This is a genomic window from Pseudokineococcus lusitanus (assembly GCF_003751265.1).
Classification (GTDB): domain Bacteria; phylum Actinomycetota; class Actinomycetes; order Actinomycetales; family Quadrisphaeraceae; genus Pseudokineococcus; species Pseudokineococcus lusitanus.
Window position 1 is genome coordinate 312,680 of sequence record NZ_RJKN01000005.1, and the last position, 14,115, is coordinate 326,794.

Below are 14,115 nucleotides of genomic sequence, written 5' to 3' on the forward strand. Positions count from 1 at the left end.
GGAGGGGCGGCCCGTCCGCGGGTGCTCGTCACCCACCCCTCGGCCGAGCTGTACGGCTCGGACCGGATGCTCGCCGAGTCCGTGCACGGGCTCGTCGACGCCGGCACGGACGTCGTCGTGGCCCTGCCGTCCCGGGGGCCGCTCGTGCCGCTGCTCGAGGCCGCCGGCGCGACCGTGGTCGGCACGTCGGTGCCGGTGCTGCGCAAGTCCTCGCTCCGGCCCGCCGGCGCCCTGCGCCTGGCCGTCGACGGCGTCCGCGGCCTCGTCGGCGCGCTCGCGCTCCTGCGGGCGGGGCGACCCGCCGCCGTCTACGTCAGCACCCAGGTGCAGCCCCTGTGGCTGCTCGCCGGGCGGCTCGCGGGGGTGCCCGTCGTCGGGCACGTCCACGAGGCCGAGGGCGCCGCGGCGCGCCTGCTGCGGCGGGCGCTCGCCTCCCCGCTGCGGGGCGCGGCCACGGTGCTCGTCAACAGCCGGTACGCGGGCGACGTCCTCGTCGGCTCCGAGCCGGCGCTGGCCGGGCGGCCCGTCGTGGTCCCCAACGGCGTCGCGGGCCCGCCCGACGGCCCGACGCCGCTCGAGGTCCCCGCCCCGGGCGCCCCCGTCCGGCTCGTGTACGTCGGCCGGCTCTCCGAGCGCAAGGGCGTCCTCGTCGCCGTGGAGGCCCTCGCCGAGCTGCGGCGGCGCGGCGTCGACGCGTCGCTCGACCTCGTCGGCGACGTCTTCGCCGAGCACGCCGCCTTCGGCGAGCGCCTCGACGCCGCGCTGGCGGACCCCGCCCTCGTCGGCCACGTGCACCGTCACGGGTTCGTGCCGGCGGTGTGGCCGCGGCTGGCGGCGGCCACCGTCGTCCTCGTCCCGTCGCTGCTGCCCGAGCCCTTCGGCAACACCGCGGTCGAGGCGGTCCTCGCCGGCCGCCCGGTCGTGGCCTCCTCGACGGGCGGGCTGCCCGAGGCCCTGGCCGGCTGCGGCGCCTCCCGCCTCGTGCCGCCGGGGGAGCCCGGCGCGGTCGCCGACGCCGTCGAGGCCGTCCTCGCCGGCGGCCCGCGCACGGTCGAGGCCGCCGCCCGCGACGCCGTCCTGCTCGCCGACCGGCACGCCCCCGGGGGGTACCGGGAGGCCGTCGCCGGGGCCGTCCTCGCGGCGGTCGCGCCCGCCGGGGCCGCGCGGTGACCGCCGCGGCGCCCCGCGTCGTCGTCGCCGTCCTCACCTACCGCCGGCCCGAGGACCTGCGGGAGGTGCTGCCCGAGGTCGCCGCCCAGTGCGCGGCGCAGACCGCGGCCGGGACGCCGTCGCGCGTCCTCGTCGTCGACAACGACCCGGACGGCTCGGCGCTGCCCGAGGTCGCGGCGCTCGGCCTCGCCGGCGTGGACGTCGTCCACGAGCCGGAGCCCGGCATCGCCGCGGCCCGCAACCGCGCGCTCGACGCGGCGGACGGGGCGGGGGACGACGTCCTCGTCTTCCTCGACGACGACGAGCGGCCCTGCGAGGGGTGGCTCGGCCTGCTGCTCTCCACCTGGCGCGCGGAGGGGGGCGGCGCAGTCGTCGGGCCCGTCGTGTCCCGCTTCCCGGGCGAGCCGGCGCCGTGGGTGCACGCCGGGGGCTTCTTCACCCGGCGGCGCCTCGCGACGGGGACCCGGGTCGACGTCGCCGCGACCAACAACCTCCTCCTCGACCTCGCGCAGGTCCGGGCGGCCGCGCCGGGCGGGCTGCGCTTCGACGCGCGCTTCGGCGTCTCGGGCGGCTCGGACACGCTCTTCACGCGACTCCTGCACGCCTCGGGCGCCGAGCTCGTGTGGTGCGACGAGGCCGTCGTCACCGACGTCGTGCCCGTCTCGCGCACGACCCGCTCCTGGGTCCTGCGCCGCCAGCTCCGCAGCGGCAACTCCCACGCCCGCGTCGAGGTCGTCGTCGCACCCTCCGCGCCCGCCCGCGTCCTCGCGCGGAGCGCCTGCGCCGGGCGTGGCCTCCTGCGCGTCGTCGCGGGCGCCGGCGGGACGGTGGCCGGCACCGTGCGCGGCGACACGTCGATGCAGGCGCGCGGCGCCAAGGCCCTGGCCCGCGGCACCGGGATGCTCGGCGGCGCGCTGGGGTGGACCTACGCCGAGTACCGGCGCCCGACGACGAAGCCCCCGTCGGCGGTCGACGGCAGCTGACCGCTCGCACGCCTCCGCTCCGTCGGTGAGGGCTCCGTCCCTCGTCGCAGAAGGGCTGGGGCGTCCCGGGCCGAGACGTGCACGCGCGTCCATGTCGTCGACCTCGTCGCGCCGCCGAGCCGACGCCCTCCACGGTCTGGCGGTCATCGGGTCAGGCGGCCGCCCGGCGGGCGTGCGGTCGCGTGCGGGCACGCCAGCGGTCGACGACGCGGTCGAGCGCTCTCGTCCAGGGTGGTGGTGGTCGTAGGGGCGGTCCCCCGTCGGGTGGGTGCCAGACGACCTGGGCGCCGATCAGCTCGCCTCGCCAGCCCTCGCGGTGGACGAGGCGGTGGTGGTGGCCGCACAGGCAGGCGGCGTTGCGCTCGGCGGTGGTCCCGCCCTTCGACCAGGGGGTGAGGTGGTGGATGTGGCCCCACTCCGCGGGGCGGGTGCAACGGCCCCAGGTGCAGGTGCGGTCGCGCAGGCGGACGGCGGTGCGGACCTTGTCGGGCCAGGAGTAGACCGACCGTCCGACGTCCAGCGGCCGGTCGTCGTCCATGAGGACGGGGACGAGGTGGGCGTCGCAGGCCAGCAGGGTGGTCTGCTCGGCGGACAGGGGGTGCCCGCCGGGCAGCGTCGCGGGGTCCGCACCGGGCGCGGCCGGGTCGAGCAGCGTCGCCAGCGGCACGGTCACGACCAGCCGAGCACGTGGCGCCGACGTGCCGGTCGCTCCGGCCAGGTGGCCCTCGCACAGCTGCAGGAGGGCGTCGGCCAGCCGGCGGGGGTGCGGGCGCAGGTCCGGGGCGCCGTCCTTCGCGGGGCGGGGTGCGGCGAGGGGTTCGAGCGCGGTCATGAGGGTGGTGCCGGCGACGGGGTCGAGCTGTCCGGACAGCAGCCAGGTGCCGTCGTCGGTCTGGGTGCAGCGCAGCTGGCGGCGGCGTTCCTGGCCGGCCTCGGTCCAGGCGAGGTCGTCGCCGGTGCCGACGTCCAGGCGGGGGGCCAGCCGCCGGCCGACCTGCGCCAGGCGCCGGGGGTCGAGGTGGACGGCCTGCTCCAGGAGGAACGCCTCCGCGTCGGCCCGCGTCGCCGCGTCCAGCGCCGCGGGCAGCCGGGTCATGACGGTGTGGACGACCCCGGCCTGGTCACCGGTGACCTTCCCGTCGGCCAGCGCCGACCCGGTCGCCGCCAGGTCGGCCTCCAGGGCGACGGCGAGGTCGACGCGGCGGCGGGCGTGCTCGGCGCGGGTCGTCGTCGCGCCGACCAACCAGTCCGCCGTCGAGGGCGCTCCGGCGACGGTGCCGACCCGCCGCTCGTCGGCGGCCGCAAGGACCCGTAGCCGGACCGCCTCGAGACGGGCGGCCTGCCGCTCGAGCTCCACGACGGCCTCACGGATCCCGGCGTCGGGGGTCTGCCACAGCGGCACGGCCAGCAGGACGTCGACCGCCGCGGTCAGCACCGTCACCCCGTCCGCGAGGGCGCCGGCCGGGACCAGTGCCGTCACGGCGACGGGCGTGACGACGCCGGTCGTCGTGCCCGCGCCGTCGGTGGTCATGGCGCTCACGCTAGGGGCGACCACCGACAACGGACCTCACCGCGGGCGTCGTCCACAGGCGTCTGACCTGGGGCGATGAACGCGACTCGAACGGGTGATCGAACGACGCGGGCGTGGCGACGTGCGCCTGGACGGACCTCCTGCTGCAGGCGGGCCGAGGGCCGCGGACCTCCGCCGACCCGTCGACGCGGCGACCACCGCTCGGTGCGCCGGCAGGATCTCCGAGGCGGCTCCCCACGCCTCCGTGGGTGCGCGCACAGGGACGGGTGCCTCGTCGTCGTCCGAGAGCCCTCGCCCGCCGCGAACAGGCGCCCGTTCGTCGTTGGAGACGGTCGCAGGGCGCGAACAGGCGCCCGTTCGTCGTCGGTGACCCTCGCCGGCTGCGAACAGGCGCCCGTTTCGTCGTCGGAGACGGTCGCAGGGCGCGAACAGGCGCCCGTTCGTCGTCGGGGACCCTCGCCCGGCGCGAACAGGCGCCTGTTCGTCGTCGGGGACCCTGGCCGGCTGCGAACAGGCGCCCGTTCGTCGTCGGAGACGGTGGCAACGCGCGAACAGGCGCCCGTTCGTCGTCGGGGACCCTCGCCGGCCGCGAACAGGCGCCCGTTCGTCCTCCGTGAGCCTCACGCACGCGAGCAGTCGCCCGAGAGCCCTGCCGGACGCTCGCACGCGCCGGGTCCGCCGTCACCGGACGGTCGTGGGCGCGAGGGGGTGGCTGCACGTCCACGCGGGAGAGCGCGTCCTCGTGCAGCCTCCCGGCGGCGCCGACGGCCGCCCTCACCGCCAGAGCGGCGGCAGCGTCCTGGCGACGTCCCCGCCGTGCTGCCCGGCGTGGTGGGCGGCGGCGAGCAGGGCCGCGGCCCGGCCCCAGGCGCGCTCGTCCGGCGCCACCCCGGGCAGGTGCAGCGGGGCGAGGAGGTCGGGCTCCCGACCGGCCGCCCACGAGGGCCCGAGGTCGGGGTCGCGCAGCAGCAGCGACAGGGCGTCGGCGAACCACGGCAGCGGCCGCGCGTCCTCGAGGTCCACGAGGCCCCAGGCGCCGTCGTCGGCCAGCAGGACGTTCTCGCCCGTGAGGTCGCCGTGCGCGACGACGGCCGGCCACGTCGCCGCGGCGTCGCGCAGCGCGGGGGCGTCGGCGCGCAGCGCCGCCACGAGGTCCGCGGGCAGCCGCGGCGCCGCGGCCAGGGCGGCGTCGACGGCGGCCGCCACCGCCGCGGAGGCCCCGCCGGGCCGGCCGCTCCCCGCGGCGCTGGCGCTGCGGGCGGCGACGTCGCGCAGCACGGCCCGCCGCGCGGCCACGTCGGCCCGGTGCAGCGGCCGGCCGGCGACGAGCGGCTCGCGCAGGACCCGCCGGTCGGCCGACAGCGCCCCGGGCCGGACGGGCAGGTACGCCGCGACGGCCTCCCGCCGGCCCGCGTACGCGGCGTCGAAGGGCACGGCGCGCTCGTGGACGACGACGCCGGCGCCCGGGTCGAGGAGCACGGCGCCGCCGCTCTTCGTCACGAGCAGGTGCACGCCGCCGACGTCGCGCGGGCCCGGCCGGCGGACGACGAGCGGGGGGACGAGCCGGACGGCCCACCGCAGCGGCCGGGAGCGGGCCGGCCCCGCGGCGTGGTCCGCCGCCGGACCGGCGTCACGCCCGCCCGGGCGGGGCAGGGCCAGCACCCGCGCCTCGTCCAGGCCCACGCGCCACCAGCCCCCGGCGCGCGGCGCGGTGCCGTCAGCCAGCCGTCGCACGACCTCGCGCTTGCGCCCGCGCACCACCCGCACCAGCCGGACGACGCGCCCGAGCGGGCCGGGGACCCCGTCGTCAGGCCGCACGCCGCCGCCCCGCCGCCCGCAGCGCGAAGGAGCGCACCGTCACCGCGTCCGCCCGCACCGCCGGGACGACCGCGACGAGCAGGCCGAGCCACGCCGCCGCGGCGAGCAGCCCGACGACGACCTGCACCGCCGCCGGCACCGGCAGCCACGTGGCGGCCAGCGCCAGGACGCCGCACGGCGCGCTGACCGTCAGCAGGACCCGCGTCGCGTTGCGGAGGAGCGGGCCGGTGTCGACGCCGGAGACCTTCCCGACGTGCCAGAGCGACGCGACCCAGTACAGGGCGTAGGCGATCGAGTGCCCGGCGGCCACGCCCACCGCGCCCCACGGCGTGCCCGCGACGATGACGAGCACCATGAGCGGCCGGGTCACGAGGAACTGCTTGAGCTGGGCGCCCGTGAGGTCCTGCGAGAGGTACATCCAGTACGCCAGCTGCGAGACGGCGCGGAAGATGCCGCCGAGCGCGAGGACGGCGAAGACGGGCGCCACCGCCGACCACCGCGGGCCGAAGAGCAGCGCCACGAGCGGCTCGGCCAGCCCCGCGCCGACGGCGAAGCCCGTGGCCGTGACGTAGCAGCCGACCAGCTGGGCGCGGGAGAGGTACCGGCGGTAGGTGGGGCCGTCGTCCCGCACCCTCGACAGCACGGGCAGCGCGACCCGGGTCAGCGGCGCGTTGACCTGGTTGAGCGGCATCATCAGCAGCTGGTACGCCCGGCTGTAGACGCCCAGGACGGACGCCCCCCACACCGCGCCCAGCGCGACGTTGTCGACGTTCTTCGTGAGGTACGAGATCGACTGCGTCCCGAGCAGCGCCCCGCCGAAGCGGAAGAAGCGCCGCAGCGGGACGTCGCGGCGGTAGCGGCCCGGGAGCCACCGGGCGCTGACGACGTTGACGAGCAGCAGCACCGTCGCCGCCGTCACCTGCTGGCCGACGACAGCCCACAGCCCGGCGCCGGCCAGGGCCAGCCCGATGGCGACGCCCATCGCCAGCACCTGCGAGGCGATGTCCGCGACCGCGAGGGCGCGGAAGCGCAGCCGCCGGGAGAGGTCCGCCCGGTACTGGGTGTTGGCCCCGCTGACGAGGAAGACGGCCGCGAGCACGGGGACGACGGTCGCGAGCCGCGGCTCGTCGTAGAGCGCGACGACGAGCGGCGTCGCGGCCGTCGCGAGGACGCCGCACGCCAGCCCGAGCCCGGTGTTGACCCAGAAGAGGTTGTCCCGCTCCGCGCGGGTGACGTCCCGCGCGGCGATGGCGGCGGACGAGAGCCCGAAGTCGCGCAGGACCTCGGCGACCCCGATGACGGCGGTGACCATGGCGACGAGCCCGAAGTCGCGGGGCTCGAGGAGCCGGGCCAGCACGACGAGCGCGACGACCTGCAGGCCGGCGCGCAGCAGCTGGGCGCCGAGGGTGACGCCCGCGCCCCGCGCGGCCTGGTCACCGAGGCCGGTGGCCGTCGTCACGCGGGGGACCCTAGCCACCGGTGCCGTCCGGGTGGCCCGGGGCGGCCCGGCCCGCCGGGCACCGCGCCGCAGGTCCACCCGTCCGCCGCGCTGCGGCACACTCGCCGCGTGAGCCTCGCCGACCACCTCGCCCTGGTGGTCCGGCACCGCGTGGTGGCGGTGCTCGCCGCGCTCTGCGTCCTCGTGCCCGTCGGCGTCGCGCTCGTCCTGCTCCCCGCCACGTGGCGCGCGAGCACGGAGGTGGTCGTCGTCGTGACGCCCTCGCGCGCGTCGGTCGGCCAGTCGACCAACGCCCTCGAGCACGCGAGCGACCAGCTGACGACGTACGCGCGGCTCGCACGGCTCGCCGTCGTCCTCGACCCGGTGGTCCGCGAGCTCGACCTCCCGACCGACGTCGCCGGCCTGGCCGAGCGGGTCACGGTGCGCGGCGACGACACCGACGGGGTGCTCCTGGACATCACGGTCACCGACACCGACCGGGACCGGGCGCTCGCCACCGCCGACGCGGTGGCGGCGTCGCTCACGGCCGCCGTCGACGCCGTCGCGCCGACGGCCCGCGGGGGCGAGGTCCGCTCGGAGGTCCGTCAGCTCGCGCCGGCGACGGCGCCCCTCGGCGCCTCGGGCCCGCCGACGGCGCTCGCGGCCGGGGCCGCCGGCGTCGGGGCGGTGCTCGCCGCCGTCGTCGCCGCCCTGGCGCGGGCGTGGGTCACCGGGGGGCTCCGGGAGCCGTCGCGCCCGGCCGGGCCGGGCGGGTCGGCCGCACCGGGCCCGTCGCGGCGGGCGGTGCCGACGGTCCCCGCGGGCGGGCCGGGCGCCGTGCCGGGCGCTGCCCCAGGAGGGACCAGGCGACCGGCAGCACGGTGACGACGAGGAAGAGGTCGCGGTCGACGAAGCCGACGGACACCTCGAGGGCGCACGAGACCGCCAGCACGACGAGGAGCACGGCCGGGTAGGTCTGCCCCCGCGCCACCCGGCGCACGGCCTCGACGCCGGCCGCCAGCAGCAGGAGCACGACGAGCACCGCGAGGACGGCGCCGCCGGTCACGAGCGTCTGCAGGCCCTGGTGGTGGGCGTGGAAGGCGCTGCCCGCGATGGCGTCGGTCGTGCCGGCGATGTCGGTGTAGTAGCCGGTGCCCTGCCCGACGACGGGGTGCTGCCGCCACGCCGCGAGGCTGCCCGCCCAGATGAGGCCGCGGTTGGTGAAGGCCTCGGGGTCGCCGAGGACGGCGAGCGGCAGCAGCGCGGAGCCGGCGGCCGCGCCCGCGACGCCGAGGGCCGCGAGGACCGCCCGGCCCCGCCCGCCGCCGGCGAGGACGGCGGCGGCCACGACGCCGGCCACGAGCGCCGCGAGGGAGGAGCGCGACGACGTCCACACGAGCGCCGCGGCCACGAGCGCGCCGCCGGCGACCCGGGCCGCGCGCCCCCGCAGGAGGAGCACGGCCGGGGCGCCGAGGACGAGGACCTGCCCGAGGTTGTTGCCGCTCGTGTAGGGCCCGGCGAGGATCCCCAGCGGCACGAGGGACTCGCCCGCGTCGACGGGGTCGCCCGCCCCCGTCCGGTAGATGCCGACCCCCGGCAGCGCGAGCCCCATCACGACGGCCAGGCCCGCCGTCGCGACGACGAGCAGGCCGAGCACCCGCAGCTGCTCCAGCCGCGGGCGCAGCACCCAGACGCCGACGACGACGACGGGCAGCAGCAGGCCCTGCGCGTCGGGGCGGTCCCCGACGAAGAGGTCCCGGCCGAGCAGCCAGCCCCACGGCAGGAGCAGCAGCAGCAGCGGGAGGAGGCGGTCGCGCGGGAGCTCGCGCCGGCGGACGAGGACGACCGCGGCGCACCACACCCCGACGGCCACGACGAGCACCTGGCCGAGCAGGTCGGGCAGCGGCCCGGCGGCGGCCTGCTCGCCGACCGCGCTGGAGCCGCGCGGGCCCGTGAGGGCCGCCGCGAGCCGGGGGAGCACCCCGGCGGCCCACACGAGGACGACGAGCACGACGGCGTCCCGCGCGTCGCGCCGCTCCGCCGCCCGGGTGCGGTCCTCCGCCGCCTCAGCCCGCACGCCGGGCCCCCCGGGGTCGGGCCGCTAGGTTCGGGCGCGCGGACGACGGGCGACGGCGGGGGTGGCGGTGACCGGCACGAGCGGCACGAGCGGCGGGGCGCCCGGCGGCGGCACCCGCCCGGTGCGGGTCCTGCTCTCGGTGCGGGGGCCGTCCCCGACGACCAACCCCTACGTCGTCCAGCTGGCCCGCTCGCAGCCGTCGGACGTCGACGTGCGCTTCTTCACCTGGACCCGTGGGCTGCTCGGCCGGTACGACGTGCTCCACGTCCACTGGCCCGAGGTGCTCCTGCGCCGCGCGGGACGCCCCGCGCGCTGGGTGGCCCGCGCCCGCGCGGCCCTCCTCGTCGCGCGCCTCGGCCTCACGCGCACCCCGGTGCTGCGCACCGTCCACAACACCGCGACCCACGAGCGCGGCGACGTCGTCGAGCGCCTGCTCCTCGCCGCCCTCGAGCGCCGCGTCCGCGAGCGGGTGCTGCTCTCGCCGTCGACGCCCTCGCCGGCCGGCGGCGTCGTCGTGCCGCACGGGCACTACGGCGACTGGTACGCCGGGGCGCCGCGCGCCGAGGTCGTGCCCGGACGGCTGCTCTTCTTCGGCCTGCTGCGGCCGTACAAGGGCGTCGACACGCTGCTCGCGGCCTTCGCCGGCCTCGCCGACCCCGGCGCGCGGCTGCGGGTCGTCGGTGCCGCGCCCGACCCCGCCCTGCGGGGCGCCGTCGCGGCCGCCGCCGCCGCGGACCCGCGGGTGGGGGCGCGGCTCGAGCACGTCGACGACGACGACCTGGCCCGGGAGGTCACGGCGGCGCAGCTCGTCGTCCTGCCCTACCGCGACCTCCACAGCTCGGGCGCGCTCCTGCTCGCCCTGTCCCTCGGCCGGCCCGTGCTCGTGCCGGCCACCGCGACGACCCGCGAGCTGCGGGCCGAGGTGGGGGAGCGCTGGGTGCTGACCCACGAGGGGCCCCTGCGGCCCGAGGACCTGGCGCGGGCCCTCGCCGCGACGGCCGACCTCGAGGGGGCGCCGGACCTGTCCGCGCGCGACTGGTCGGTGGGCGGCGCCCGGCACGCCGAGGTCTACCGCCGGCTCGCGGGGCGCGACGCCGGCTGAGGTCCGCGGCGCCGGGACGCCCGGGCGGCGCGCCCTCACGGGACGGCGACGTCCGCCGCGCCGGCCCGCTCGTCCGTCGCCCCGCGGGGGCCGCCGGTGCCGGTCACCCGGCCGAGCACGACGCCCAGCAGCGACGCCCCGGCCAGCCCCAGGCGCTCGGCGGCGTCGACGACGAGCCGCTGGCGCGAGGACCGGGCGTCGACGACGAGCAGGGCCCCGTCGCACCGCGCCGCGAGGGCCGCGGCGTCGGTGACGGCGAGCAGCGCCGGGGCGTCGAGGACGACGAGGTCGTAGGTCTGCCGGAGGTGGGCCAGCACCTCGGCCGTCCGGGGGGCGCCGAGCAGCTCCGCCGGGTGGTCGTGCGGCGTGCCGGCGGGCAGGACGTCGAGGCCCGGGCTGCCCCAGGCCTGCACGGCCTCCTCGAGCCCGACCCGGCCGCGGACCACGTCGGCGAGCCCCGGCGTCCCCTCGAGGCCGAGGCGGCGCGCGGCGTCGGGGGAGCGGAGGTCGGCGTCCACGAGGAGCACGCGCTGGGACAGCTCGGCGGCGGCGGCCGCGAGCGCGAGCGCCGTCGTCGTCGAGCCGCCGCCCGCCGTCGGCGACGTGACGACGACCGTGCGGACGTCGTGCTCGCGCTGGAGCGCGAGGAGGTTGGTGCGCAGGACGCGCACCGCCTCGGCGCGGGGCGCGCGCGGCTCGCTGCGGGTCGGGGCCGGGTGACGGCCCACCCGGCCGCCCCGCGGCACCTCGGCCAGCACCGGGGCACCGGTGAGGCGGCGGGCCGTCGAGCGGTCGGCCACGGGCGTCACGAGCAGGGCGAGGAGCACGAGCAGCGCCACGCCGAGCACGAGGCCGGCGACGGCGCCCGCGGCCGCCAGGACGGGCAGCGGCGGTGCGGTCGGGGCGTCCGGCACCTGGGCGGGCTCGACGACGGTGACGTCCACGGAGACCGTCTCGCCGCCCACCTCGTCGGGCGAGAGGCCGGCCACCGTCGTCGTCAGCTGCGCCGCGACGGCGTCCGCCACCGCCACGGCCCGCTCGGGCGAGCCGTCGGTCACGGCGATCTGCAGGAGCGAGGTGTCGGACGGCGTCGTGACGTCCACCTGGCGGGCCAGGGCGGTCGGCGTGACGCCGAGGTCCAGCTGCTCGACGACGGGGGACAGCACGACCGGCAGGTCGACGAGGCGGCTGTAGGACGCCAGCAGGTCGCGGGTGTACGTGCCGCCCTGCGCCAGGTCGTTGACCGACGACCCGCCCTGCAGCGAGAAGATCAGCGTCGTCGTGGTCCGGTAGCGGTCCGGCGACGCCAGCGACCACCCCGCCCCCGCCAGCGCGCCGAGGAGCGCGAGGAGGGCCACGAGGGCCCACCGCCGGCGTGGCGCCTGCGCCACCTCGCGGACGTCCACGGCACCTCCTCGGGCCGTCTCGCGGCCCGCGGGCCGGGTGCCCCGGGCGCCGGACCCGCTCGGAGGATAGGGCGGGAGCCCCGTCGGGCCGTGGCCGCCGCCCGCCCGGGCGTGCCGTCCGGCCCGCCGCGGGCCGTCCCGCGCGGCACCCGGGTGACGTCGGGGCGGCGGCCGCCGGCCGGGCCGGTCGCGGGCCTAGGGTCGGCCCCCGGGCCGCCGCGACCGCGGCGCGCCGGGGAGGGGTGCCGGGTGGCTGGTCGGGTCGGGTACGCGCCGGGGGTCTACGACCTCTTCCACGTGGGCCACCTCAACGTCCTGCGGCGCGCGTCGGAGCTGTGCGACGAGCTCGTCGCCGGGGTCGTCTCCGACGAGATGGCGCTCCTCGCCAAGGGCGCGCGCCCCGTCGTCCCGCTCGACGAGCGGCTCGAGATCGTCGCCGGCGTGCGCTACGTCGACCGGGCCGTCGCCGAGGTCGTCCCGGCCAAGGTCGACACCTGGCAGGACGTCCGCTTCGACGTCATCTTCAAGGGCGACGACTGGCGGGGGACGCCGAAGGGCGACCTCCTCGAGGCCCAGATGGCCACGGTCGGCGTCGAGGTCGTCTACTTCCCCTACACCCGGCACACCTCGAGCACGCTGCTGCGCCAGGCGCTCGCGCGGCTCGAGCAGCTGTCCGCGCCGCCCGTCTGACGCCCCGCCCGACGCCGCCCGGCCCCCCGGGGACGCCCTGCCGTGCGGCGACGCGCGCGGCCGGGCCCGGGCCGGGTGCCCGGGTCGTGACGGTGCGCCCCCTTTCAAGCAGAAGTCGTGCGAAACTCCCGCGGCGCCGCGGCCCGACCGCGGACGGAGACGACCGCCGAGCGGCGGGTGGCAGCAGGGAGACGCAGCAATGGGTCGAGGGACCACGACGCACGGGCGCACGCGCCCCGCGCGCCACCGGCCCGGGGTGGTGACGGCTCTCGTCTGCGGGCTCGTCGCCGCCGGCGGCCTCGTGCCGGCGGTCGCCGCCGACGGGGCCGCGGCCACCGCCGCGCCGGACGGCGCCTGGGACGACTCCCGCAGCTTCGACGAGGCCGGCGCCGCCGCCCCGGCGGGGGCCACCGGGGGGTCCGCCACGGGCGCCGACGGCGCGGCGGGCGACGTCGTCGTCGCCCCCGGCCGCGCGGTCGTCGGCGAGTGGGGCGACGCCGCGACGGCGGACCAGCGCTCGGCGGGCTTCACCCTCGACGCGCTGCCCACGGCGACGCTCTACCTCGCCGTCGACGTCGCCAGCCCCGGCGGAACGGGCGGCTACCGCGCCCGCGTGCGCGTCGAGCCCGACGGCCGCCTCGTCGTGGGGACGTCGACCGTCGAGGACGGCCGCGAGGGCGACTACCGCAGCACGACGACGGACTTCGTCGTCGAGGCGGGCGACGTCGTCAACCTCGAGGGCGACTTCCACCACGCGGCCGACGGCGTCGTGCGCGTCCGCGCGTGGCCGTCCGACCGCACCCGCCCCGACTGGCAGCACCGGACGGTCGACGGCGGCACCTCCCCGGTGGGCGCGGTGCTCGCCGACCGCAGCTGGACCTACCTGTCCGGCTCGGCCAGGGCCGCGGCCCACGTCGCCGTGGGCGACGTCGTCGGCAGGGGGACGACGCCCGTGACGACGCCGGCCCCGCCGCCGCCGGTGGTGCCCACCCCGCCGCCCCCGCCGCCGGTCGTCCCCACCCCGCCGCCCCCGCCGCCGGTCGTCCCCACGCCGCCGCCCCCGCCCGTCGAGCCGACGACGCCGACGCGGCCGGCCGGGCGTCCGGGCGCCGCCGGCACCGGTGTGCCGGACGGCACGCGGCTGACGCGCCACGACGGCGACCTCGTCATCACGACGCCCGGCGCCCGCTACGACGCCCTCGACGTCCACGGCTTCGTCGTCGTCCGTGCGCCCGACGTGACCATCACGCGGTCGCTCATCCGGGGCGGGGTCAAGGACGGCAACCGCGGCCTCGTCACGGTCGACCACGCGGACGCGAAGCGCTTCGTCATCGAGGACAGCACGATCCGTCCGGACACGGCGTCGGTCTGGTACGACGGCATCAAGGGCAGCAACTTCACCGCCCGGCGCGTCGACGTCTGGGGCACGGTCGACAACATCAAGGTCCACGGCGACGACGTCCTCGTCGAGGACTCGTGGCTGCACGACAGCCGCTGGTTCGCCTGGGACCCCAACCAGAAGGGGCCCTCGCACAACGACGGCGTCCAGGTCCTCGGCGGCAGCCGGATCACCCTGCGCGGCAACAGCATCACCGGCGCGAGCAACGGCGCGGTGCAGGTCACCCAGGACTTCCGCGAGGTCCGGGACCTGGACATCTCCGGCAACTGGTTCGACGGCGGCACCTGCTCGGTGAAGATCTCGCACAAGGGGCGCGACAGCGGGCCCCAGGTCCAGCTGCGCGACAACCGGTTCGGGCTCCTGCAGTCGATCCTCGGCTGCTCGTCCCTCGCGACGCACCGGACGGACCTGCAGGCCTCCGGCAACGTCTGGGACCTGACGGGGCTGCCCGCCCCCGTCCGGCGCTGGGGCTGACCCCGCCGCCCGACCGCGAGCACGCCC

General features: G+C 78.9%; 10 protein-coding genes. 5 read left to right on the top strand and 5 right to left on the bottom strand.

Annotated features, from left to right (window positions below):
• Window positions 1-21 precede the first annotated feature (21 nt).
• Together EDC03_RS11430 and EDC03_RS11435 are read left to right on the top strand one after the other, a co-directional pair.
• A complete protein-coding gene (locus EDC03_RS11430; protein WP_199720175.1) occupies window positions 22-1,170 on the top strand; it encodes a glycosyltransferase family 4 protein in 1,149 nt (382 codons plus the stop codon).
• Window positions 1,167-2,153 (top strand): glycosyltransferase family 2 protein, encoded by a 987-nt coding sequence (locus EDC03_RS11435; RefSeq protein WP_123380351.1) that lies wholly within the window; start codon window positions 1,167-1,169, stop codon window positions 2,151-2,153. The genes EDC03_RS11430 and EDC03_RS11435 overlap by 4 nt, the downstream gene beginning before the upstream one ends.
• A 151-nt stretch (window positions 2,154-2,304) precedes the next feature.
• Here EDC03_RS11435 and EDC03_RS11440 read toward each other — a convergent pair whose 3' ends face one another.
• The 4 genes from EDC03_RS11440 to EDC03_RS11455 form a co-directional block, all read right to left on the bottom strand.
• Complete coding sequence (locus EDC03_RS11440; protein ID WP_123380352.1) at window positions 2,305-3,684, bottom strand: HNH endonuclease signature motif containing protein; 1,380 nt, start codon at window positions 3,682-3,684, stop codon at window positions 2,305-2,307.
• Window positions 3,685-4,458: 774 nt separating this feature from the next.
• Entirely contained in the window at window positions 4,459-5,502 is a 1,044-nt protein-coding gene (locus tag EDC03_RS11445; protein WP_123380353.1) for an aminoglycoside phosphotransferase/kinase family protein, read from the bottom strand.
• The gene (locus tag EDC03_RS11450) at window positions 5,492-6,961 is read right to left on the bottom strand and encodes a lipopolysaccharide biosynthesis protein (protein WP_148058066.1); all 1,470 of its coding nucleotides are present in this window, start codon (window positions 6,959-6,961) and stop codon (window positions 5,492-5,494) included. Before EDC03_RS11450 ends, EDC03_RS11445 begins: the two co-directional genes overlap by 11 nt.
• Before the next feature lie 706 nt (window positions 6,962-7,667).
• Window positions 7,668-9,017, bottom strand: coding sequence for an O-antigen ligase family protein (locus EDC03_RS11455; protein ID WP_123380355.1), 1,350 nt, complete (start codon window positions 9,015-9,017; stop codon window positions 7,668-7,670).
• Window positions 9,018-9,084: 67 nt separating this feature from the next.
• Here EDC03_RS11455 and EDC03_RS11460 point away from each other — a divergent pair, with 67 nt between their 5' ends.
• Window positions 9,085-10,119 (top strand): glycosyltransferase, encoded by a 1,035-nt coding sequence (locus tag EDC03_RS11460; protein WP_148058067.1) that lies wholly within the window; start codon window positions 9,085-9,087, stop codon window positions 10,117-10,119.
• 35 nt (window positions 10,120-10,154) lie between these two features.
• On the opposite strand, the gene EDC03_RS11465 is transcribed toward EDC03_RS11460, so the two are convergent.
• Window positions 10,155-11,525 carry a tyrosine-protein kinase domain-containing protein gene (locus tag EDC03_RS11465; protein ID WP_123380357.1) on the bottom strand — a complete coding sequence of 457 codons (1,371 nt, stop codon included), beginning with the start codon at window positions 11,523-11,525 and terminating at the stop codon, window positions 10,155-10,157.
• A gap of 249 nt (window positions 11,526-11,774) precedes the next feature.
• On the opposite strand from EDC03_RS11465, the gene EDC03_RS11470 reads away from it, so the two are divergent.
• A complete protein-coding gene (locus EDC03_RS11470) occupies window positions 11,775-12,215 on the top strand; it encodes an FAD synthase family protein (protein ID WP_123380420.1) in 441 nt (146 codons plus the stop codon).
• A gap of 256 nt (window positions 12,216-12,471) precedes the next feature.
• Window positions 12,472-14,088, top strand: coding sequence for a right-handed parallel beta-helix repeat-containing protein (locus EDC03_RS17625; RefSeq protein WP_158674278.1), 1,617 nt, complete (start codon window positions 12,472-12,474; stop codon window positions 14,086-14,088).
• The last annotated feature ends 27 nt before the right edge of the window (window positions 14,089-14,115 follow it).

What these genes read in the sequence shown, in the direction of transcription:
- EDC03_RS11440 (WP_123380352.1), bottom strand. Translation starts at nt 3,684, where the DNA reads ATGACCACCGACGGCGCGGGCACGACGACCGGCGTCGTCACGCCCGTC.